The sequence below is a fragment of the Marinomonas sp. UCMA 3892 genome (genome assembly GCF_012726345.1).
Taxonomy (GTDB): domain Bacteria; phylum Pseudomonadota; class Gammaproteobacteria; order Pseudomonadales; family Marinomonadaceae; genus Marinomonas.
This window is the reverse complement of record NZ_PTXN01000019.1, coordinates 1-22,700: the sequence shown is the minus strand read 5'-3', so window position 1 is coordinate 22,700 and position 22,700 is coordinate 1. Positions and strand designations below refer to the sequence as shown.

The 22,700-nt window shown below is 42.2% G+C and carries 23 protein-coding genes and 1 other RNA gene; 17 read left to right on the top strand and 7 right to left on the bottom strand.

The features are described 5' to 3' along the window. Positions 1 to 275: 275 nt before the first annotated feature. The 5 genes from B6N13_RS20195 to B6N13_RS20175 all read left to right on the top strand — a co-directional run bounded on the left by B6N13_RS20195 (position 276) and on the right by B6N13_RS20175 (position 4,529). On the top strand, positions 276 to 1,295 hold the full coding sequence (locus B6N13_RS20195; protein ID WP_169460412.1) for a GlxA family transcriptional regulator: 1,020 nt from the start codon (positions 276 to 278) through the stop codon (positions 1,293 to 1,295). A 153-nt stretch (positions 1,296 to 1,448) separates the two neighbouring features. Then, positions 1,449 to 2,216 carry an ATP-binding cassette domain-containing protein gene (locus B6N13_RS20190; RefSeq protein WP_169460411.1) on the top strand — a complete coding sequence of 256 codons (768 nt, stop codon included), beginning with the start codon at positions 1,449 to 1,451 and terminating at the stop codon, positions 2,214 to 2,216. A 76-nt stretch (positions 2,217 to 2,292) separates the two neighbouring features. Further along, positions 2,293 to 3,051, top strand: a complete 759-nt coding sequence (locus B6N13_RS20185; protein WP_012068830.1) for a transporter substrate-binding domain-containing protein — start codon at positions 2,293 to 2,295, stop codon at positions 3,049 to 3,051. 74 nt (positions 3,052 to 3,125) lie between these two features. After that, positions 3,126 to 3,815, top strand: coding sequence for an ABC transporter permease (locus B6N13_RS20180; RefSeq protein WP_012068831.1), 690 nt, complete (start codon positions 3,126 to 3,128; stop codon positions 3,813 to 3,815). 3 nt (positions 3,816 to 3,818) lie between these two features. Beyond that, the gene (locus B6N13_RS20175; RefSeq protein WP_012068832.1) at positions 3,819 to 4,529 is read left to right on the top strand and encodes an ABC transporter permease subunit; all 711 of its coding nucleotides are present in this window, start codon (positions 3,819 to 3,821) and stop codon (positions 4,527 to 4,529) included. An 89-nt stretch (positions 4,530 to 4,618) separates the two neighbouring features. Here the strand turns inward: B6N13_RS20175 and B6N13_RS20170 are convergent, their stop codons facing one another. Continuing rightward, complete coding sequence (locus B6N13_RS20170) at positions 4,619 to 4,957, bottom strand: P-II family nitrogen regulator (RefSeq protein WP_012068833.1); 339 nt, start codon at positions 4,955 to 4,957, stop codon at positions 4,619 to 4,621. Between the two features lie 178 nt (positions 4,958 to 5,135). Here B6N13_RS20170 and B6N13_RS20165 point away from each other — a divergent pair, with 178 nt between their 5' ends. Continuing rightward, positions 5,136 to 5,504: a hypothetical protein gene (locus tag B6N13_RS20165; protein ID WP_169460410.1), complete on the top strand. Its 369-nt coding sequence runs from the start codon at positions 5,136 to 5,138 to the stop codon at positions 5,502 to 5,504. A 70-nt stretch (positions 5,505 to 5,574) separates the two neighbouring features. On the opposite strand, the gene hemE is transcribed toward B6N13_RS20165, so the two are convergent. The 3 genes from hemE to B6N13_RS20150 all read right to left on the bottom strand — a co-directional run bounded on the left by hemE (position 5,575) and on the right by B6N13_RS20150 (position 8,135). Then, a complete protein-coding gene (gene hemE / locus B6N13_RS20160; RefSeq protein WP_012068835.1) occupies positions 5,575 to 6,675 on the bottom strand; it encodes a uroporphyrinogen decarboxylase in 1,101 nt (366 codons plus the stop codon). Positions 6,676 to 6,829: 154 nt separating this feature from the next. Continuing rightward, positions 6,830 to 7,642 (bottom strand): DUF2927 domain-containing protein, encoded by an 813-nt coding sequence (locus B6N13_RS20155; protein ID WP_248280395.1) that lies wholly within the window; start codon positions 7,640 to 7,642, stop codon positions 6,830 to 6,832. Next, the gene (locus B6N13_RS20150) at positions 7,599 to 8,135 is read right to left on the bottom strand and encodes an NUDIX domain-containing protein (RefSeq protein WP_012068837.1); all 537 of its coding nucleotides are present in this window, start codon (positions 8,133 to 8,135) and stop codon (positions 7,599 to 7,601) included. The genes B6N13_RS20155 and B6N13_RS20150 overlap by 44 nt, the downstream gene beginning before the upstream one ends. A 274-nt stretch (positions 8,136 to 8,409) precedes the next feature. On the opposite strand from B6N13_RS20150, the gene astE reads away from it, so the two are divergent. The 8 genes from astE to traF (B6N13_RS20110) all read left to right on the top strand — a co-directional run bounded on the left by astE (position 8,410) and on the right by traF (B6N13_RS20110) (position 16,990). Further along, positions 8,410 to 9,426, top strand: a complete 1,017-nt coding sequence (astE, locus tag B6N13_RS20145; protein ID WP_169460409.1) for a succinylglutamate desuccinylase — start codon at positions 8,410 to 8,412, stop codon at positions 9,424 to 9,426. A 107-nt stretch (positions 9,427 to 9,533) separates the two neighbouring features. After that, positions 9,534 to 10,538, top strand: a complete 1,005-nt coding sequence (znuA, locus tag B6N13_RS20140; protein WP_169460408.1) for a zinc ABC transporter substrate-binding protein ZnuA — start codon at positions 9,534 to 9,536, stop codon at positions 10,536 to 10,538. Positions 10,539 to 10,653: 115 nt separating this feature from the next. Beyond that, entirely contained in the window at positions 10,654 to 11,640 is a 987-nt protein-coding gene (locus tag B6N13_RS20135) for a KpsF/GutQ family sugar-phosphate isomerase (RefSeq protein WP_211172954.1), read from the top strand. A gap of 74 nt (positions 11,641 to 11,714) precedes the next feature. After that, on the top strand, positions 11,715 to 12,581 hold the full coding sequence (kdsA, locus tag B6N13_RS20130) for a 3-deoxy-8-phosphooctulonate synthase (protein ID WP_169460407.1): 867 nt from the start codon (positions 11,715 to 11,717) through the stop codon (positions 12,579 to 12,581). 3 nt (positions 12,582 to 12,584) lie between these two features. Next, positions 12,585 to 13,166 carry an HAD-IIIA family hydrolase gene (locus B6N13_RS20125; RefSeq protein ID WP_169460406.1) on the top strand — a complete coding sequence of 194 codons (582 nt, stop codon included), beginning with the start codon at positions 12,585 to 12,587 and terminating at the stop codon, positions 13,164 to 13,166. After that, on the top strand, positions 13,166 to 13,960 hold the full coding sequence (gene kdsB, locus B6N13_RS20120; protein ID WP_012068843.1) for a 3-deoxy-manno-octulosonate cytidylyltransferase: 795 nt from the start codon (positions 13,166 to 13,168) through the stop codon (positions 13,958 to 13,960). The genes B6N13_RS20125 and kdsB overlap by 1 nt, the downstream gene beginning before the upstream one ends. A 205-nt stretch (positions 13,961 to 14,165) precedes the next feature. After that, complete coding sequence (gene traF / locus B6N13_RS20115) at positions 14,166 to 15,437, top strand: conjugal transfer protein TraF (RefSeq protein ID WP_169460405.1); 1,272 nt, start codon at positions 14,166 to 14,168, stop codon at positions 15,435 to 15,437. 104 nt (positions 15,438 to 15,541) lie between these two features. Beyond that, a complete protein-coding gene (traF, locus tag B6N13_RS20110) occupies positions 15,542 to 16,990 on the top strand; it encodes a conjugal transfer protein TraF (RefSeq protein WP_048813936.1) in 1,449 nt (482 codons plus the stop codon). An 85-nt stretch (positions 16,991 to 17,075) separates the two neighbouring features. Here the strand turns inward: traF (B6N13_RS20110) and B6N13_RS20105 are convergent, their stop codons facing one another. From B6N13_RS20105 to B6N13_RS20095, 3 genes are all read right to left on the bottom strand, one after another. Further along, complete coding sequence (locus B6N13_RS20105) at positions 17,076 to 17,660, bottom strand: 5-formyltetrahydrofolate cyclo-ligase (protein WP_169460404.1); 585 nt, start codon at positions 17,658 to 17,660, stop codon at positions 17,076 to 17,078. A 4-nt stretch (positions 17,661 to 17,664) separates the two neighbouring features. Beyond that, positions 17,665 to 17,842: non-coding RNA, 6S RNA (gene ssrS / locus B6N13_RS20100), on the bottom strand. A 129-nt stretch (positions 17,843 to 17,971) separates the two neighbouring features. Further along, positions 17,972 to 18,271 carry a cell division protein ZapA gene (locus tag B6N13_RS20095; protein ID WP_012068846.1) on the bottom strand — a complete coding sequence of 100 codons (300 nt, stop codon included), beginning with the start codon at positions 18,269 to 18,271 and terminating at the stop codon, positions 17,972 to 17,974. Positions 18,272 to 18,415: 144 nt separating this feature from the next. Here B6N13_RS20095 and prfB point away from each other — a divergent pair. From prfB to hisC, 3 genes are all read left to right on the top strand, one after another. Then, positions 18,416 to 19,511 (top strand): peptide chain release factor 2 gene (gene prfB / locus B6N13_RS20090; protein WP_157035939.1). Its coding sequence is split into 2 segments (ribosomal slippage): positions 18,416 to 18,487 and positions 18,489 to 19,511, totalling 1,095 coding nucleotides; the frame shifts between segments, so codons are not numbered across the junction. Positions 19,512 to 19,559: 48 nt separating this feature from the next. After that, on the top strand, positions 19,560 to 21,062 hold the full coding sequence (gene lysS, locus B6N13_RS20085; RefSeq protein WP_012068847.1) for a lysine--tRNA ligase: 1,503 nt from the start codon (positions 19,560 to 19,562) through the stop codon (positions 21,060 to 21,062). 108 nt (positions 21,063 to 21,170) lie between these two features. Further along, positions 21,171 to 22,232: a histidinol-phosphate transaminase gene (hisC, locus tag B6N13_RS20080; protein ID WP_169460403.1), complete on the top strand. Its 1,062-nt coding sequence runs from the start codon at positions 21,171 to 21,173 to the stop codon at positions 22,230 to 22,232. Positions 22,233 to 22,700: the final 468 nt, after the last annotated feature.

Sequence of the window (22,700 nt, the reverse complement as noted above, 5' to 3'; positions counted from 1 at the left end):
TGGTGTTCTTAATAAAACTAGTTGTTAATGCAATTTTACGAAAGTATTCGTTTTGGACTCTGAGTATGATTATTATGAAAAATTTGCTCCTTTGATAGTTGCTAACTTATCTAATAGCGACATATTGTTATGATGTCTGGTTAATCGGACTAAAAAAGCCTTGCTCAATACGAAAAAAACCTTTGTTATCCATTTTAAACGAAATAAACTCCTTTTTTGTCTATAGTTCGCAGGATAATATTTTGTACAAGACCGAATTCGCATCAAGAGAAATCATGCAGGCAAGTAAAAAGCCATTAAAATACGGCTTTTTGCTCTTGCCACACTATTCTATGTTGGGTTTTTCTTCTGCTATTGAAACATTGCATATGGCGAACTGGGTGGCAGGAAAAGAGCTTTACTCTTTTTGTACTATTAGCCATGAAGAAAGAGAAATCCCTTCAAGTACGGGGGTTACAACCGTTTCAGACTATCTAACAAGTGATGCGCCAAGTGATTTAGACGCGATTTTCGTATGTGGTGCATCGCCAGTGATAAAAAACGAAAGTCAGACTTTAGAAAATTGGATAAAAAAACAAGCCAAAAAGCAGGTTGGACTTGGTGGTGTATGCACAGGAAGCTATTTATTGGCGAAAGCCGGACTATTAGATGGCTACCGCGCCACGATTCACTGGCGCAGTCTTGCTAACTTGCGAGATGAATTTTTACAGACGATCGTTTCTAATCATCTTTTTGAAGTTGATAGAGACCGTTATACTTGCAGCGGTGGTACAGCAGCCATGGATATGATGCTTTTTCTTATAGGTAAACAGCATGGTATGACGCTTGCTAGCAGTATTTCTGAGCAATTTGTCTGTGAGCGCATTCGTACACATGAAGATCCGCAAAGAATTCCTCTTCAGGCTCGTATTGGTACAGGTCAACCTAAGCTTGTTGAAGCTGTTCAGCTAATGGAAGCAAATATTCAAGAGCCATTGTCATCTGATGATATTGCTTATCATGTTGGTGTTTCTAGGCGACATCTAGAGCGACTGTTTAAAGGTAATTTAGATATTGTACCGTCGCGTTATTATCTAGAGTTGCGTTTACAGCATGCTAGGCAATTGATTATTCAAACGGATAAAGCAATTACAGAGGTTGGTGTAGAGTGTGGATTTGGGTCTGCGCCTCATTTTAGTACAACCTATAAAGGTTTTTTTGGTGTTTCACCAAGAGAAGAACGTAATAAAATTCATAATAAAAGCGCTGCCCCTGTCCAAATGGACAAGAAAAAGAGGCGACTTTGGAAAAAGTAACTTAAAATACCAGTTACATTGTTCTTGGCGTGATTTTTGTATTCTACTTTATGGTGAATGTTGACTAAATTTATCGGTTAAAGAGTCCATTTAGTGTTGCGTTGTTATTACGGTAAAAATAATAAGTTCATAAAATAAAAGAAGGTATAAAACATGTCGAAAGTCCCGGCGTTAGAGCTCGTTGATATCCACAAAACGTTTGGTGATATTGAGGTGTTAAAGGGGATTTCCCTAAAAGCTTACGATGGTGACGTCATTTCAATTCTTGGTTCCAGTGGCTCAGGTAAAAGTACTTTTTTACGCTGTGTAAACCTGCTTGAAAACCCCACCCGAGGCGATATTCTTTTTAATGGAAATAAACTTGATTTGATTAAAGGTGAATCGGATTTAGTCGCCAACAACATGAAGCAACTTACTCAAATGCGTCAGCAAATTGGCTTTGTATTTCAAAGTTTTAATTTATGGCCTCATATGACGATTTTACAGAATGTGATGGAAGGACCGCTTCATGTTCTAAAACGTCCTAAGCAGGAAGTCGCAGAATACGCTGAGCATTTATTGCGGAAGGTCGGTATCGCAGAGAAAAAGGACATGTATCCTAATCAACTTTCTGGTGGTCAACAGCAACGTGTTGCTATCGCTAGAACATTGGCTATGGATCCTCAAGTAATTCTGTTTGATGAGCCGACATCAGCGCTAGATCCAGAGTTAGTAGGTGAAGTACTGACTGTTATGCGCAATTTGGCAGAAGAAGGGCGTACTATGCTTATCGTAACGCATGAAATGAACTTTGCCCGTGAAGTATCTAGTGAAGTTGTGTTTCTGCATCGGGGGGTGGTGGAAGAAAAAGGCACGCCTGATCAAGTGTTTGGCGCTCCAAAATCAGAACGCTGTAAGGCGTTTTTATCCAGCGTTTTTTAGGTAATATTTCGTTATTCAAGCTATAAACTCTAAAATATAAAATGATTAAATAAACAAATACACTAAGGGGATTACAATGAAATTGAAAAAAATGGTTTTGGGTTCAGCGTTGTTGTTAACGGCAGCATTGTCAGCTGTTTCCGTACAAGCTGCAGATAAAGTTCGTTTCGTAACGGAAGGGGCTTGGGCACCGTTTAACTTTATTGACGAAGCTGGCAAGCCACAAGGTTTTGACGTTGATATTGCTCGCGCATTGTGTGCAAAAATGGCAGCTGATTGTGAAATTCTAACTCAGGATTGGGACGGTTTGATTCCTGGGCTTAAAGTACGCAAATTTGATGCGATTATTGCGTCTATGTCTATCACTGAAGATCGTTTGAAAGTTGTCGATTTCACTAACAAATATTACTCAGGCGGTTTGCGTTTCATGGGGCGCGTTGGTGAAAAATTTGATCTTGCTAAGCTAGACGGAAAAACCATCGGTGCGCAGCGTGCTACTTTAGGTGCTCAATATCTTGAAGACAATTTTGCAGGTAAAGCCAACTTAAAATTCTATGATAACCAAGACAACGTTTATCTAGATCTTATTTCCGGTCGTTTGGATATCGTGTTATCCGATGAATTGCCAACTTATAACTGGTTGAAAACATCTGAGAGTGGTTCTAAATTTGAATTCAAAGGTGATGCTTTCATGAAAACAGATAACATTGCCATTGCTATTCGTAAGGGTGATGACAAGTTGAAAGCGAAGTTGAATAAAGCACTTGATGCCATTCTAGCTGACGGTACTTATCAGAAAATCAATGCTAAATACTTCCCGTTCTCTATCTACTAAGTGTAGATATTTCTTAGGTTTCTCGGCACTAACTTGCCGAGAAACCTACTTTAAGCTTACTCTGAGAAAAAACTATGATTGATCTTCATGGATTCGGTGATCAGCTGCTGCAAGGTGCTGTTGTTACCTTGGAGCTAGCGCTGTCTTCGCTGTTTGTTGGTTTGATTCTGGGATTATTAGGCGCTTCTGCCAAATTATCCTCTATCGCAGTTATCCGATGGATCGCTAATGGTTATACCACTATTATTCGTGGTATTCCTGAACTGCTAACTGTGCTTATTATTTATTTTGGTGCCACCAGTGTTTTGATGGCGATAGCGGGTTTATTTGGTTACGACGAATATATTGAAGTTGGTGCATTTGCAGCGGGTGTGACGGCACTTGGTTTGACGTTTGGTGCCTATGCAACAGAAGTGTTTCGTGGTGCTTTACAGTCTATTCCGAAAGGGCAACATGAGGCTGCAATCGCTCTAGGAATGGGGCCAATTCGAAAGTTCTACCGTATTATTTTGCCGCAGGTATGGCGAATTGCACTGCCTGGGCTAGGGAATTTATTTCTGGTTTTGCTAAAAGATACTGCTCTGGTGTCTGTTGTCGGGCTAGACGATATTATGCGTAAAGCCAATATCGCAGTGAGCAGCACCAAGCAAGCGTTTTTGTTTTATTTGGTTGCGGCATTTATGTATTTGGCTTTAACCATTATCTCTATGGTGTTCGTATCCTATATGGAAAAACGAGCGAGCCGTGGTTTGAATAGGGGATAATGTATGGATTTTTCGGTTGTTGTTGAATATTTTCCCCGTTTGCTCGAAGGCGCTTGGGTTAGCCTTCAGTTGGTGCTTATTTCTATCGTGTTGGGTGGTATTTTTGCCTTGCCGATTGCTTTAGCAAGGATTTCACCGGTTGCATGGATTCGAGCGATACCTTTTGCTTATATCTTTTTCTTTCGTGGAACACCGCTGCTGGTACAGATCTTTTTAGTGTATTACGGCGCATCACAATTTGATGCCGTTCGAGAAAGTTTCTTGTGGCCAATACTGAGAGAGCCGTATTGGTGTGCCATTATTGCCTTTACACTAAATACCTCTGCTTATACCGCTGAGATCTTCCGTGGCGCGATTCAGGCGATTCCGCAAGGGGAAGTGGAAGCATGTAAAGTGATTGGCATGACGAAGTTTCAGATGTACCGACGAGTCTTATTGCCTCGTGCCTTTGGCATCGTATTACCAGCTTATGGTAACGAGATTATTTTGATGTTAAAAGGCAGTGCATTGGCTAGTACCATTACCATTTTGGATTTAACGGGGATGGCGAGAACCATCATTGCTAGAACCTATACGCCGATGGAAATCTTCTTGGCGGCAGGTGCTATCTACTTGGTGATTAGTATTGTGATTATTGCAATCTTTCGTCAGATTGAGTTACGTCAAAATCGTTACTTGGGAACCCTGTCTATTAAGGTTCCTGATAAAGGTTAGCACCAACGATTTTGCAAAAATAAAAAAAGAGGCCTCGGCCTCTTTTTTTATTTCATAGCAATTAACTGCCCAAATTAGATGGCAATAGCTTAGATTGCTTCGGCACCGGTTTCACCAGTACGAATACGGATGATTTGTTCAAGTGCAGTAACGAAGATTTTGCCGTCACCAATTTTGCCTGTATTCGCACTGTGCTGGATAGCTTCAATTGCGCGTTCAACCATGTCTGTTTCGACGGCAAGTTCTAGTTTTACTTTTGGTAAGAAGTCGACGACATATTCTGCGCCACGGTAAAGTTCAGTATGGCCTCGCTGGCGCCCAAAACCCTTCACTTCTGTGACGGTAATGCCGTTAATCCCAATTTCAGAAAGTGCTTCACGCACCTCATCAAGTTTAAAAGGCTTAACAATGGCCGTAATTAGTTTCATTTCTTTTCTCCATACGAATTAAGAAATCCTAGCACAACTAAAGCGCTCGTCATGTCGTGTAAGAATTTCAAGGCATTATTTAGTCTAAAAATACCACTCTATTGTAAAAGTCGCTACAGGCTCGATGATTATGATCTACATTTAGTGAACATATCTTCATAGGAATGGAGTGCTTGAGATGAAAAAAATAACATCAAGCGAGTATTTTAGAGCAAATTCTGAGTCTTTTTTTAGAAACGTTGACGCTTTATTATCTCACCAAGCTGGTGTGAAATTATACAGTGTGTCTTTGCCTCAAAGTCTGGCATGTTACCAAGCTAAAGGCACGGGTAGTAATTTGCTACTGAGATTAGTGTTGATTCCGCTTGGCAGTGGTCGTTTATTAGGACGCTTATCTTGGTTGGATTGGCGTGGTGTTGATCACGTGTGTTGTTATGTGGATGAAGCATTTGACACTTTGGTAATGGCGTCAAATGGTGTTTGGAAGAAACAGAAGAAGAGCGCTGAAGATTTATGCTTGCAGGAATATGAGTCTTTAGTAGCTTAACCTTAATAGAATTTAGTCCTCTCGTTCTATTAAGGTTAGCGTTGATTGATGATGGCTTATAAATAAGCTCTTAAAGGCCGTTTAAAGCATCTAAGTCATCATATTTTGGTTCATGGTACTTTCGACCTAGTTCGTGAACCGCATCGATCAAATATTTTGGGTGATCAGGATTTACAAACTGGTGGATGCCGTGACCTAGGTTAAATACGTGGCCGCTGCCTGTGCCGAAGCCTGAAAGTACGTTTTCGACTTCATGTTCGATGACATCTTTGCCAGCATAAAGTACACAGGGATCAATATTGCCCTGTAGCGCTACTTTATCCCCAACGCGAGCACGTGCTTCTGCAATATCTGTTGTCCAATCTAAACCAAGTGCATCAGGTCCCGTTGCGGCCATGTTTTCTAGCCATTGCCCGCCATTTTTAGTGAATAAAATAACGGGAATTCTTTTACCTTCGTGCACACGGATAAGGCCGTCTAGAATTTGCTTCATATATAGCAAAGAGAACTGTTGGTACATTGGGCCACTTAATACACCACCCCAAGTATCAAAAATTTGCAGCGCTTGTGCGCCCGCTAATATTTGGCCGTTAAGATACGCTGTAACAGATTTAGCCAGTTTATCTAATAAGGCGTGTAGGGTCTCAGGTGAGCGATACATCATGGCTTTGATGTGACGGAAGTCCTTACTAGAACCACCTTCTACCATATAAGTCGCAAGTGTCCATGGGCTACCGGAAAAGCCAATCAACGGAACGTCACCATTTAAGGCATGACGGATCGTAGTAACGGCTTTCATTACGTAACCTAAGTCATTCGCTGTCGTTACTGGGATGGCATCAACATCGGCTTTGCTACGAATAGTGTGTCTGAACTTAGGGCCTTCGCCCGTTTCAAAATATAAACCTAGTCCCATAGCGTCGGGAATGGTGAGTATGTCAGAGAATAAAATTGCCGCGTCTAAGTCGTAGCGTTTTAGTGGTTGAAGTGTAACTTCGCAGGCGAACGCATCGTTTTTACAAAGGCTCAAAAAATCACCAGCTGTGGCGCGGCTGGCGCGGTATTCTGGTAAGTAGCGTCCAGCTTGTCTCATCATCCATACAGGGGTTGTATCGACAGGTTGTTTGAGTAATGCGCGCAAGAAGCGGTCATTTTTGAGTTCTGGAAACATTAGGACTCTCCGATATGAATTTTCAGTTGGCGCATTTTACCTAAGTTAGACAGGAAAAGCAGAGTGAATAAGCACAATTTATGAGATGGTTGTTGAAAAGGCTAATTATATTGATCTATGGCAGGGTTTACTGATTGATTTTTTACGAGGGAAGTTAGTCACCTAGGTAGGTTTTTAGACTGTATTTTTGGACACGCTGAGCTGCATTTTCTATGTCTTTATTGGCGTGGAGCTCTGCTAAGACTTTAGGAAAAGCTGCCTTTGTTTGCGCGACATCCATTCCAGGTTTGAGGTGCGTTGAGTAGAGAGCTTTAAGTAATAAATAATCCAGTGGACTAAGGTAGGTATCTACGCTGACATCATTAAATACAGATGGAAAAACATCATTGGAATCATTCGGGAGTCCCAGTAATTGGGTGATTTCTTCTACAATACAATCCAAAAAACGTGCTTTTCTGCGTGCATAGTCGACAGGGATAATAATACTTCCCTTGGTTATTTCGTATTTTCCATTACGACTAAAATTTCCTAGGCAAATGGCTTCGTTGAGCGCTGCGCGAATTTTTTCTGGGTCGCCAATATATTGTCTGACTTTGTTTTCAACATTGTCATAGGTGGTGAAAATAACAAAAATATTGGCTTGTTTCGGATCATTGGTGAAGTCAATTGATAGCCCAGTAATGTGAGCCAGATGTTGGGCATGGACACTAAGCAGTTCTTTTTGCAAGCTAGCATCACCGCTGTCGCTTTCAAAAAACAGTTTAATGGGTTTGTTCCAGCGGATTAATTTAGGGTATTTGGTTTCTTTGTATTCACGCTCCAAGGCAATTTTAATAAAACTATCTTGGATGTAGGCATCGTTTTGCCAGCGCTCCTCACTCAAAGCGAATGAGGAAAGAAAAAAAGTTAGTAGCCAAAAAGGCCTAAAGCGGATCATCAAACTGAGGCTGAGTAAGTTTATTTGCATAGTGCTGTAACGCACTTAACGAGTCTGGGGTAAATGGCAAATTGCCAGTGTTACTCAATATATCTTCAATGCTCATTTCATGTACTGAAGCGACTTCCTTGGGCTGTAAAGTCAGCTCACCATGTATTGCTGCATCATAGTAGCAAGTGAAAATTTTGCCCCATATTTTAAACCCTTCACCTTCGGTAAAAAACATACCTTGGCTTTCGAGGGGGGCGTCAAATCCAAGTTCTTCTTGTAGTTCTCTGTGAGCCGAATCGATATAAGATTCGCCTTTTTCAACCACGCCGCCAGTGGTTACACCGTAAAAGCTTGGGCAAAAAGCTTTATCGTCGGTTCTTTTTTGAATGAGTAAGTTTCCTGCCGGATTAAACACCAAAATATAAGTGACACGATGATAGTCTCTGCCAAAATTCATTAAGCGACGTGGCACATCGCCAATGATCTTGTTGTTTTTGTCGACTAAGATAATGACTTCGTCATTTTCGGGCATAAAATACTCTAATTTAAAAGTGAATCTGGTAGAAAGCAAAAGGGTATCGGCATTTGTCTTGAAAGAAAAGACTTCTTAGTCATTAAAGAAAAGTGATTAACTCAAGATAATAGGCTCACTAGAGAGCGTTAGGTGTCGAGAAAGCGACCTGTTTTTGCGTATTATGTACGGTTTGGCATTATTTGTCTTATTAATTGATGGAAAGCGGTATCATGAATGCTTATTTTTAGGTCGCATTTTGCAATGAAATTGATAGAGAAAGTTGGTAGGAAAAATGTCTATTTTGAACAATGATTTTTTAGCCTTAACACTCGCAAACCAAGATAGTATCGCACCTTTTCAATTTTCTTTTCCAAGTGGGGTTGGCTTTGTTGAAGACACTGGTATTTTGCGCCTTGAGCCTAAACAACCTAGTGCGATTAGTCTTGTTTTGTCTGTTGGCGTACATGGTAATGAGACCGGTCCTATTGAGCTTGTAAATCAATTGGTTACCGGCCTTCTAGAGGGTAAGGTTTCATTAAATATCCGCTTGTTAGTATTAATTGGTAACCCTGTAGCAGCAAATTTGGCAAAACGGTTTTGCGATGTGAACCTAAATCGCTTATTTCGTGGTGCTTGGCAAGAATACGATGGCTTTGAAGCTAATAGAGCACAGCGCCTAGAACAAGCAGTTTGTGACTTCTATTCGCTTACTGAGAATAAAACGGATCATATAAAACTGCATTACGATTTACACACTGCTATTCGTGGTTCCGTTCATGAAAAATTTGTCGTTTATCCCTATGTTGAAAATGCTATACATAACAAAGAGCAATTGGCGTTCTTGGCCGCAAGTGGCATTGACGCTGTTTTATTGTCGCATCAACCAACAACGACCTTTTCCTATTACAGCTATGCTGTACACAATGCTCATGCGTTTACGGTAGAACTTGGGAAAGTGTATCCGTTTGGCGAAAATGATTTGTCTCGCTTTGCAGATCTGGAGGACAGTTTGACTCTATTGTTGGAAAAGGGCGTTTTAGCACAAGCCTCTTTGTCTAATTTGTATGTATTTCGTGTATTGGACAGCTTGATAAAAGACGATGACAGTTATGAACTTCGTATTGCAAGCGATGTAAAAAATTTCACTCAGTTTGAAGAGGGCTATTGCATGGCTCATTCTGATAAAAGTGACTACTACATCAAGCAAACTGGTGATGCCATTGTCTTTCCTAATACCAATCTTCCCGTTGGACAGCGTGCCGGTTTGATGATTCGACCAGTAGAGCTTGTTGATTTACAGTTAAGTTAAGTCAAGCTTGCTACTTGTATAAAAAAGAGATTTAAGCTAAACCGCTTGAATCTCTTTTTTTAATATCGTATTGTTACGTTATAACATTAATTTGACGGTATTAAATAATGAATAAACTTATTTTGGCCTTGGGTGTTTCTGCCTTGTCCCCTCTAGCTTTGGCTAAACCAGTAATCGTTACCAGTATTAAGCCTGTTTCTATGGTTGTTGCGGCGATTGCAGGTGATAAAGCCGACATTGAACAGATCGTTTCTAGTACAGCATCACCCCATGATTTTGCTATGCGTCCTTCGGATCTGAAGAAAATCATTAATGCTGATACTGTCGTTTGGGTTGGTGAGTCACTAGAGCGCTTCTTGGAGAAGCCACTTGAAAATGCAGGCAAAGAAGAGTCGTCTATTGAATGGCTTGCTCTTGATGGCATGGCATTACATAATTTTGCCAAAGAACACCATCATGATGAGGATGAAGAAGATCATGATCACGAGGGTCATGACGACCACGACCACGACCACGACCACGACCATGAAGGTCATGACCATCATGTAGCAGATGGCAACCACGAAGAGCATGAAGGCCACGAAGGTCATCATCACGATGGTGTTGATCCGCACGTCTGGTTATCGCCGGATAATGTTAAAGTGTTGGCGAAAGCGGTAACGGCTCGTTTGGTGTCTTTAGATTCTGCCAATGCGGGGTATTACCAAGACAATTTAGCCGCTTTTGAAAAGGGATTGAGTGCGAAAGACGCAGAAATTCGCAAAGCGCTTAATAAGGTGAGCAAAGTGCCTTACATTGTGTTCCATGATGGTTATAGCTATTTCGAACAGCATTACGGCTTGAGTCACGCAGGTGAAATTACGGTGAGTCCAGAGCGCAAGCCTGGCGCGAAAAAAGTGGCTGAAATCCGTCATGAGATTCAAGAAAATAAAGTGCAGTGTGTTTTTAGTGAGCCGCAATTTAGCCCGGCGATAGTGAAAACTTTGCTGGAAGGGTCGGATGTGAAAACAGCACCTTTAGATCCATTGGGTAGCAAAGTGAAAATGGGCACAAATGCCTACTTCTCATTTTTAGACAATTTGAGCGGCCAATTCCTTAGCTGCTTAGGTTAATTTTTCCATACCTACCAAGAGTAAGTGATGAAAACTTGCTCTTTGGTAGGCGACCCGCTTCCTCCGCTGTATAATGATGCTACTTTACGATTATTACATTGAGCAGCGAGGCTTTATGAGCGATCTATTTAATTTGAGTGCCGATTCGAGTACCCATTCCGATATTCTTATTGACAGTGCTCGACGTACTTTATCAACTCAAGCTCAAGCCCTAGCCAATTTAGCTAATCAGGTTACCGAAGAATTCCCCAAAGCCGTCCGAATGATTCTTGCAAGCAAGGGTCGTACGATTATTTGTGGCATGGGGAAATCCGGTTTGATTGGTAAAAAAATTGCCGCCACATTAGCCTCGACAGGCACGCCAAGTTTCTTTCTTCATCCGGGTGAGGCCTTTCATGGCGATTTAGGTATGATCCAGCCTGAAGATGTCTTAGTGCTGATTAGTTTTTCTGGTGAAACAGAAGAACTGATGCGTTTACTGCCTTCTCTAAAAAGTTTCGGAAATCCAAGTATTGCCATGGTAGGAAACATTGATTCTACCTTGGCGAAACATTGCGATTGCGTACTGGATCTTTCTATCGATAAAGAAACTTGTCCAAATAATCTAGCGCCAACCACATCGACGACGATGACAACCGCTATGGGCGATGCTTTAGCCGTGGCTTTGATGGAGTGTCGCAATTTTCAACCACAAGATTTTGCCCGTTTTCACCCTGGTGGCAGCCTAGGTCGTAAACTATTAACTCGTGTTAAAGACCTAATGCACAAAGATAATCTTCCTATTTGCACCCCAGAAACCACATTAAAAGACGCTATTTCCGTCATGACTCATGGCAGAATGGGGGTTGTATTAATTCAAGAAGCGGGAAAGTTGCTGGGTATCTTTACCGATGGAGATTTGCGCCGTGCGATGCTCAAAGAAAGTGAAGGCATGATACATAAAACCATGGCAAGTTTGATGACAGCGAATCCAAAAACTATCAATGAGAATGTGATGATAGTGCAAGCCGAAGAGCAAATGCTACGCGATAAAATCACCTTGCTGGTAGTCGTAGATGATGCGCAAAACTTGTCTGGAATTTTAGAAATTTACGATCGATAAAAAAATATTCAAAAATTTTATGCTGCTTTAGACACGTTTAGAGTGGGCAAATCTAGATTAAAAATGGAGTTCTCATGATTCAGTCATCTCAAGAGTCAAAAATTATTAAAATTGGTAATAAGATTGAAGTCGCTAACCACCTTCCTTTTGTTTTGTTCAGTGGGGTGAATGTATTGGAGTCTCGCGATTTGGCAATGCGGGTTGCGGAAGAACACGTGAAAGTGACGGAAGCGTTAGGTATTCCTTATGTATTTAAAGGCTCTTTTGATAAGGCGAATCGTTCGTCTATCAATTCTTTCCGTGGCCCAGGCATGGAAGAAGGTCTGAAAATCCTACAAGAGATTAAAGACACCTTTGATGTGCCAGTGATTACCGACGTACATGAAGCTTACCAATGCGCTCCAGTGGCTGAAGTAGCTGAGGTTATTCAATTGCCTGCGTTCTTATCTCGTCAAACCGATTTAGTGATCGCGATGGCGAAAACAGGCGCCGTGATTAACATTAAAAAAGCGCAGTTCCTAGCACCTCATGAAATGAAACATATTCTTACCAAATGTGAAGAAGCGGGTAACAATAACCTAATGCTTTGTGAACGCGGCACCATGATGGGTTATAACAATTTGGTGGTAGACATGCTTGGCTTTGGTGAAATGAAAAAATTTGGTTACCCAGTGATGTTCGACGTAACTCATTCTTTGCAGCGCCCTGGTGGTCGAGAAGATTCTGCAGACGGCCGTCGTGCGCAAGTAACCGAATTGGCTCGTGCGGGTATGTCACTTGGCTTATCTAGCTTATTTTTAGAAACACATCCAGATCCTGATAGTGCAAAATGTGATGGTCCATGTGCTTTGCCTTTGGGTAAATTAGCGCCATTCCTTAAGCAAATGAAACAGCTTGATGAATTGGTTAAAACATTTGAAGTATTAGATACGAGCGTTTAATACATGGATGCGGCTTTTCTTTCTTCTTATCCTGCGCTAGATAATGATCAAGGTTTGCTTGCTAAGCTGCAAGCCTTGAAATTGGTAGTTTTTGATGTTGATGGCGTACTAACCGATGGTCGTCTGCTTTATACCGAGCAAGGCGAAACCATAAAACGCTTTAATGTAAAAGATGGCGTGGCAATGAAGCTGCTGCCAAAGTGGGGCGTTCAGGTTGCGGTGATCACCGCGAAAGACTCTGTACCATTAAGGCAGCGGATGAAAGAGCTAAAAGTAGAGCATTTTTATCCCGGTTGTCATAACAAAGCCGAAGCGTTTGATGAGTTGGTCGAGCGTTTAGGAATTACACCAGACCAAGCCGCATATGTGGGTGATGATGTGATTGACCTTCAGGTTATGCCTAAGGTTGGCGTTGCTTTATGTCCCGCTGATGCGCATATTTTATTGCAACGTCATTGTCCGATTATACTCAGTAAAGCTGCCGGTGAAGGTGTCGCTAGAGAAGTCGCTGACATGGTGTTAGCCTCTCGAATGTCCTTAGAACACGCTTATGAATTGGCTCAAAAGCCGGAGTTTGAAAAATAATGACCACTCAATCCTTACCTGATTTCCACATAGTCATTCCAGCTCGTTACGCTTCTCAGCGTTTTCCGCAAAAACTTATGGCTGATCTAGGTGGCAAACCTGTTCTGCAGTGGGTTTATGAGTTGGCATTAAAAGCCGGCGCACAATCGGTGACGATTGCCACGGATCATCAGCTCATAGAAAAAGCGGCAATAGGTTTTGGTGCTTCAGTGGTGATGACTCGTGATGACCATGAAAATGGCACAGAGCGCCTTGCAGAAGTCGCCGCAAAAATGGACTGGCAGGGCGATGAGATTGTTGTCAACGTGCAAGGTGACGAGCCATTTTTGCCTGTGAACTTAATTCATTCGAGTGTAATTGCATTAAACCAAGATAAAGAAGCCGAAATGGCAACGGTCGCTTGCGCTATTGATCAAGTCGAAGATTTCTTTAACCCCAACGTGGTGAAAGTGGTTTGTGATGAAAAGCAGCGTGCGCTGTATTTTAGTCGTTCGCCTATGCCTTGGGATAGAGATGGCTTTGCCAGTAATCCTGATAGAACAGGTTTGTTGCCAGTAGGATTTCCTGCACTGCGTCATATTGGTTTGTATGTTTATCGAGCTAGTTTGTTGGCGAAATATGCGGATTTACCTATGTCGCCATTAGAACGTTGGGAAAAACTTGAGCAATTACGCTTTTTGCATCAAGGCATTAAAGTGCAAGTGGCACTGGCGGATGGTTTGCCAACTCATGGTGTCGACACACCGGAAGATTTGGAAAAACTTAGGTATCAGCTTTCTTTGGATAGTATTTAGTAAGTTAATCTAGATAGTTACTCTTCTCTAATTAAAATAATAAAAAACGATAAACCTAATTAGGCTTATCGTTTTTTTTATTATTAGTGCTCTTCTACATATTCTAAGATGATAAATGTGTAATTAAAGTGTATGGAAATAGTGATTTTTTGGTTCTTTTTTGCTATTTTTTTACATAGTTTTTATCTTATTAGAGGGAGTTTCTATGAAAAAAATCGTACTTGCTTCAGGTTGTTTATTTAGTTCTACAATTTTTGCCGCGATGCCCGTTAATCATCCGGTAGGCTCCAGCTTTACTTTAAGCAATGCGCCAAATATCAGGGCGTTATCGACTGTACTTGGAAATCCAGCTGCGCCTTTTTTGATGGTAAATCAGGAAGATAACGACAGTTTTCGTTTTGGTATTTTAGGTCCACTAAGTGTGGGTGTTGAAATGGGCGATGTGAGTGATCTTGATGACCGTGCAGAAGAGTTAGAGGATCTCATTGATAACTCGAATGCTGGAAACGCTGCCACAAATAAAGCTCGTGCCGATAAAATACTTTCCGAGATAGGCGAAACCGCCTATGTAAAGACGTCGGCAAGCCTGCAAGTTCCTTTTATGCCATTGATCTATAAAACTAAAAAAAATGGAGCTTTTATCTTTGATGTTAGTATCTCGGGGGTTGCTAGAGCGAATGTTATATCTGATGAGATTACAAATACGGGAACAGAGTTAACAACAGACACCTCATTCCAAGCTAAAACCGCAACAGATTTGCAAATCGGCTTGGGTTATAGCCAAGCAATGTGGAAAAACGATCATGGTATGTTGATTGGTGGAGTAAAAGCCAGTCTACATGATATTTCAATGGGACGAGCACTAGTCTCTTTAAGTGATAAAAATGATAACGCTGACGATGCTATATCCGATGCCATTTCAGATGATGCCGTCAGTAGTACTGGTGTTGGTATTGATTTAGGTGCAGTTTGGGTCTCTAACAATTATCAGGTAGGGATCACGTTTGCCAATATTAATGAGCCAGAATTTGACGGCGCGCCTATTAATCAAAGTTGTGCTACTGAAAGTTGCGCCGCTGCGGGACGATTAGTTAATAAAGGTAAATTAACGGCCACAGAAGATTATGTCATGGAAATGCAAACAACAATCGATGCGGCTGTATCCACTAAAGGCAAACAAGTAACTTTGGGGTTGTCCTACGATACCAATGAAGTAAAAGATGCTGTGGGTGATGAATATCAATGGGCAGCTGCCTCTTTGTCTTACTACGGTGATTCACATTACCTACCAGGCATTCGTGTTGGCTATCGTCAGAATATGGTCGGCACTGAGCTTAGTTATGGCACATTTGGTCTGACTTTTCTTAAGCGTTTAAATGTTGACCTTGGAGTTGCATTAGAAACAGTTGAAGATGAGGATGGTGATGAATTGCCGCGTAGTGCTTATTTGTCAATTGGCTACGATACAGCGTTTTAAAATGTAAAGAATTGATAAAGAAAGCCGATAGCTTTATAAGTTATCGGTTTTTTTTATGGTCTGGTTTATGCCAGCATTGCTGTATTGATGGAAAAGAGTGACGCATGAGAAAGAGTTGGGTAATTTTTAACATGGGTTTAGTGATGGGGCTGGCCGCTTTTAGTTCTATAGCAATGGCCTCTATGTACGTTTATCAACCTATTGGCTCAAGTACTGTGTTAGGGAGTTATGGAAATCGTCACGCGTTGTCGACTGCGGCTGGTAATCCTGCGTCTTCTTATTTGATGGCTAATCTACAGGGCTTCCGAGTTGGCTTTTTAGGACCGATAGGAATCGGTGTTGAAGGTGGTGGAGTCAATGGTATCAACGATAGAGTTGATCGACTTGAAGCTATTTTCGATGAAAACTTTACTTCTAGTATTGATGTTGATGCTATTAAAACGGAAGCTCAAGCGATTTATGATGATCAAGGGCAGGCCGCTGCTGATGCGTTTGTGGTCGCGAAAATTGACGAAGTGCTAGCGGATATTAATAATTCTCTTGATTCAGCTGATGTGGTTATTTCAGATATTAGTCGAACTACATATGCAAAATTTTCGACCACAGTGCAAGGACCTTTTTTACCTATTATTTATAAAACCAGACGTCGTGGTGTTTTTATGTTAGATGCCAGTGCGTCCTTGGTTGGACGAGCCGATGTATTGGCGGATAATTTGACTCTAACTGGTGTGGATGAGTTAGACGCTGTTACCAGTACCTCTGAGCTTGATGGTGTAGATGTAAGTGGTGCAGGTATTGAGTCAGATACCTCCGTATATATGAAAAGAGCGTCGGATCTCCGTTTTAGCTTGGGTTACAGCGAGATGGTGTCTCGATCTGAAACGAGTGCATTGATTATCGGTGGTCGATTGAATTTTCATCGACTTGCTTTAGATCAAAAGTTAACTGTATTAAACGAAGATGACGACTCTAGTATTTCCTATAGTGATTTTTTCTTAAGTCGAGACTCTGTTTCATCAGGCGTTTCGCTTGATTTAGGGCTTATTTTGACAGGCCGAAACTTTCAATTAGGTGCCTCTGTAGCGAACGTAAACGAGCCGGAATTTGATTACAAGGGGTTAGTTAGTGATTGTGCCGGATTAACCGGAGCTGATAAGACCAGTTGTGAAGCTGCTATTAGATTTGCTGGAAAAGGTGTTTTCTCATTAAATGAGACGTATAAGATGGAAGCGCAGATGACACTTGATGCTGCTATTAAAAGCAAAGATCAGCATTATTCATTAGCAGGATCTTATGATGTAAATTCGATAGCAGACCCATTGGGTGACGAATATCAGTGGGCGACAGTATCACTATCCTATTACACTGATAGCTGGGTTTTACCGGGTATGCGTATCGGTTACAGGAAAAACTTGGTTGGTAGCGAGTTAAACTATTTCACTGCGGGTCTAACATTTTATCGGCGTTTAGATGTCGATGTTGCTTATGCGCCTGAAAATGATGATGGTAATAGTGGGGCTTATGTATCAGTTGGCTATAGCTTTGTATATTAGCTTTTAGATTGAAGAAGCTATATACAAAAAATTAGAAAGAAAGAGCAGATGACAAGAATGCTCTTTCTATCAGATGTGGCTTTACTTACACCTTAATGGATTTTGTTGGAGTAATAATTGCTTGCAATGGCACATCCCAGCCTTCAACCGGTAGGCTTTTCACTTCTTGGCAGTCGTGCGCTAGCCCAATAAGTAATGGCTTTTGATCGGCTCTTTTATTTTCGAATGTTCTATCATAAAAACCACCCCCCATACCAAGTCTTCCGCCTTTTGAATCAAATCCGACTAACGGTAATAGAACTATATCTAGCTCATTACCTGCTACATACTCTGACGTTAGGGGTTCTTTGATGCCGAATTGGTTTTCTTGCCAGATCGTTGCAGAGCTGTAGCAAGCAAATGTGAGTTGTTTACCCTGTACAACGGGAAGGTATGTTTCAATCTGTTGCTGCCAGAAATATTCGCAAAGTAGATGAGGGGATATCTCGCCATCATTGCTTAAATACAAAGCAACACGTTTAGGAGGCGGGATAGAGAGTTGCTCAAGAATTTCGTTGTAGCTATGTATTAGAGAGTCTGCAGCCTTTAGTTGTTCTTCAGAAGAAAGATTTCTTCTGCTTTGACGTAGCTGACGACGGAGGGTTTGTCGAGGATCGAGATGTGAGGTCATAAAAGAGTTTCCCAAGTTGCCGTTTCGGCTATTGGCCTTGAACCCAGTGGTTCAAGGTGGAAAGAACTGTGATTCTTTAGGCTTTCCGACGCACGGACATGCACACCAAACCAACAGGCTCTTTCCGGGGTATTACTCATAGGCTCAAGGGCGTTAAGCCGCTTCGAACAACCCAGGAAACGAATTCCAGTATAAAGTAACTCACTGTAGAAATCACTCAATAGCACAAATCGTTTTCTGCGTTGTATGAAGAAAATTCGTGTTCTACGCTTGCAATCAAAAAAGTAGATCAAGAAATAAACCATGAATGTTTATTCATTAACCAGTTTTGTTTCATGCGCTAATGCTGCATCTAGCTGCGACGTCAGTTCTCGCAACTGTTGCTCGTTAGAACGGGCGTATTTTCGATTATTAAGCATGTCGTGAGTAATATTCAATGCCGCAAGTACCGCTATTTTTTCTAGGCCGACGATTTTGCCGCTGGCTTTGATTTCGCGCATTTGATTGTTCAAATACTCGGCAGCTTCTTTCAAATCTGCTTCGTGTCCTTTAGGACAATTTATCTTATAATTTTGTCCCAGTATGGCGACAGAAACTGTTGGTTTATCCATATTGACTCCATTTGATAGCAAGGCCCACAAAAAATGGTCTGTTTTTCCATCATTGGGTAGCGAATGGCATTTTATGCTGCGACTAAATTCGTTACAATTCCGAATCACATTTATCCACACTGTTTATAGCAAATTGACGCCAATATGGAAATAAACCCGATACTTTCTAAGATAAAAGACCTTTCTGCTCGTGCTTTAACCCTTCGGGGGTATCTTTGACTACGAGTCAAAGAAAGAACGCTTAGAGGAAGTTAACCGTGAACTGGAAGATCCAGCTATTTGGAACGACCCAGAATACGCCCAAAAACTTGGCAAAGAGCGTGCTGCGCTTGAAGCCGTTGTTGAAACCCTAGACAGCATGGAATCAGGTCTTAATGATTCCAAAGAGTTGTTAGATATCGCTGTAGAAGAAAACGATGAAGATTCCGTAGAAGCGGTTGAACTTGAACTAGAAGAGCTAGAAGCTCTGTTAGCTAAGTTAGAGTTCCGTCGCATGTTTTCCAAAGAAATGGACGAAAACAGTGCTTTCTTGGATATTCAGTCTGGTTCCGGTGGAACAGAAGCTCAGGATTGGGCCAACATTCTATTGCGCATGTATTTGCGTTGGGGTGAGGACAAAGGCTTTAAAGTTGAACTGATGGAAGTATCTGCAGGCGATGTGGCGGGAATCAAATCCGCGACCATTCGTTTTGAGGGAGATTATGCGTTTGGTTGGTTACGTACCGAAACAGGCGTACATCGACTGGTTCGTAAGTCTCCATTTGACTCTGGCAATCGCCGTCATACGTCGTTTGCGTCTGTCTTTGTTTCGCCTGAGATCGATGATAACGTCGATATTGAAATTAATCCGGCGGATATTCGTACCGATACTTACCGTTCATCCGGTGCCGGTGGTCAGCACGTAAACACCACAGATTCTGCGGTGCGTATTACCCACGTTCCTACGGGTATCGTGGTTCAATGTCAAAACCAGCGTTCTCAGCACGCTAACCGTGACTTTGCCATGAAACAACTTCGTGCCAAATTGTACGAGTTTGAAATGATGAAGCGTACCGAAGCGGCGCAAGCTGTGGAAGACAGCAAATCTGATATTGGTTGGGGGAGTCAAATTCGCTCTTACGTATTGGATGCGTCGCGTATTAAGGATTTGCGTACAGGAGTGGAAACTTCCAATACTGGTGCTGTGCTAGATGGCAATTTAGACCAGTTTATCATTGCAAGTTTAAAACAAGGCCTATAAAGCGCCGTTCCTTATTTAGAACATTTAAAAAGAGTAGATAGCAAAATCATGGCTAACGAAAATAACACAGAATCCACAGCACAATCTGACGACAATCGATTAGTAGCGGAACGTCGCGGCAAATTGGCTGCTATTCGTGCAGAGCGAAATGCTTACCCAAATACATTTCGTCCAAACGCTTATGCAGCAGACCTTCAAGCAGAATTCGGTGAACTAGAAAAAACTGAGTTAGAAGAGAAAGATCATAAAGTTAGCATCGCTGGTCGTATTATTCGTAACCGTGGCGCTTTTATGTTGCTACAAGACATGACAGGTCAAATCCAAGCTTATGTGAATCGTAAAGTCTTGAGTCCTGAGCTATTAGCAGATCAAAAAACATGGGATCTGGGGGATATCATCGGCATTTCTGGTCCTGTGCACAAGTCAGGTAAAGGGGATTTGTACATTGATATGCACGAAGCGCAATTACTAACCAAGTCTCTACGTCCGTTGCCAGATAAGCATCACGGTTTGTCTGATATGGAAATGCGCTACCGTCAGCGTTACGTTGATTTGATCGTAAATGAAGAGTCTCGCGAGACTTTCCAAATGCGTTCAAAAATCATCTCTACGATTCGTCGCTTCCTAGAAGATCGTCGTTTCATGGAAGTTGAAACGCCAATGCTACAAACTATTCCAGGTGGTGCATCAGCTCGTCCATTTATTACGCATCACAATGCGATGGATATGAGCATGTACTTGCGTATTGCGCCAGAGCTTTATTTGAAGCGTTTGGTTGTAGGTGGTTTTGAGCGTGTATTCGAGATTAATCGTAACTTCCGTAACGAAGGGACATCCACACGTCATAATCCAGAATTCACCATGATCGAATTCTACCAAGCGTATGCAGACTACAAAGATTTAATGGATCTGACTGAAGATATGTTGCGTACAGTCGCTGAAAAAGTGTTGGGCACAACGACAGTCACTTACCAAGGTTCTGAATATGACTTTGGCGCGCCGTTTGTTCGCATGAGTATGCTGGATTCGATTTTGCACTACAACCCAGAATTAACTGCGGCAGATCTAGAAACGCTGGAAGGCGCGACAGCTGTTGCGAAGAAACTAAAAATCGACGTGAAACCAATTTGGGGCTTGGGTAAACTTTGGACAGAAATCTTCGAAGAAACCGCAGAGCATAAATTGGATCAACCGACTTTCATTACGGAATACCCAGCAGAAGTGTCTCCACTGGCGCGTCGTAATGATGATAATGATTTCATTACAGACCGTTTTGAATTCTTCGTTGGTGGTCGTGAAATTGCTAACGGTTTCTCGGAGCTTAATGATCCAGAAGACCAAGCTGAGCGCTTCATGCGTCAGGTTGCAGAAAAAGACGCAGGTGACGATGAAGCTATGCATTACGATGCAGACTACATTAATGCGTTAGAATATGGCCTACCACCAACCGCTGGTGAAGGTATTGGTATCGACCGTTTGGTGATGTTGTTCACCGATGCGCCTTCGATCCGCGACGTATTATTGTTCCCACATATGAAGCCTCAGGACTGATCCTCGGCCGGATAGTCACTGATACTTAGTAATGTATTTATAAGGCCTCAATAGAGGCCTTATTTTGTTTCCATACTCTATTTTTGATGACGTACAACGGAGCATTCCATGAGTCGTTTTTGGACAGATAAAATTGCTTCTCTTGACCCTTATGTGCCAGGCGAGCAACCACAAGACAAAAAGTACATCAAGCTAAATACTAACGAAAGCCCATACTCGCCATCACCTAAAGCGATAGAAGCGATGGCTCTAGAAGTCAGTGAGCGCTTACGTCTGTACCCAGACCCAAACTGCGCTACGCTGAAAAACGCCTTGGCAAAAAGTTATAAGCTAGACGCTAGTCAAGTGTTTGTTGGCAACGGCTCGGATGAAGTGTTGGCCTTGGCTTTCATGGGGTATTTTGCTGGTGGCAAACCATTGGCTTTTGCTGACATCACTTATAGCTTTTATAAAGTGTACGCCGGTTTATATGGCATCGAGCCAAAGCTAATTCCGCTTAATGATGATTTCGACATCATTCCTGCGGATTACGAAAACCTAGACGTGTCAGGTGTGGTTATCACCAACCCGAATGCACCGACGGGCAAAGCCTTACCTTTAGCTGATATTGAAGCAATTCTAAAAGCGAACCCAGATGTGGTCGTCTTAGTGGATGAAGCCTACGTGGACTTCGGCGCACAAAGTGCGGTGTCTTTGATTAACCAATACCCAAATCTATTGGTTGTGCAAACATTGTCTAAATCTCGTGCTTTAGCTGGGATTCGCGTTGGCTACGCATTAGGTCATGCAGATCTAATCGAAGGACTAGAGCGTTTAAAAAACTCTTTTAACTCCTACCCAATTGATCGTGTTGCCCTAGTTGGTGCTACGGCTGCGGTTGAAGATGAAGCGTATCTAAAAGAGATTTGCGACAAAACTATCGCCACACGCGAGCAATCTGTTAAAGATCTTGAAGCATTGGGGTTCAGCATCATTCCTTCCGCGACCAACTTTGTCTTCGCGACCCATCCAGAAAAGAATGCTGAACAAATTTACCTTACGCTAAAAGAGCAGGGCATTCTCGTGCGTTTCTTTGGTAGCGATAAACCCCGTATTGGCAACTACCTACGCATTACCATTGGTACTGACGAAGAAATGGCTGCGCTAACGGCTGCGTTGAAAACCTTGTAATAGTCTATTTATAGTTTGTACTAAACGCTATATTCTAAAACCGCTCACTAATGAGCGGTTTTTTTGTTTGCCCAGCGAAGCTGGCAAACCCGTCAGGTTGTAAGAAACCTGTCTCACCCCGACTGGGGGGAAGAGAATCCGAATCGCAAGGGCGTTGCTGGCCAACGGCAGGGTCTGAAGGAAGCGATAGGAAGTTAACAGTACACAACGCAAGTGAACCTGCTTCGGCAGTTTAGGTGGGTAAGCGTGCAAAATAGCGCAAAGCCCGATACTCAGTCAGACCTAGGCTGTGTTTGAGGGTGGCATTGTTAACAGGGCGTCAGTGCAGTAACTGGGGAAGCCTGGCATCCAATCCGGTCTTGAATTGGAAGCATGCGTTCGAGGTGTGAGCCAAGGCGTGTGTTGGTGTGAGGTGGCAGATGAATCCGTAGTAGTGAGTAAAGCTCAGCCAATGAAACCCAGTAATGG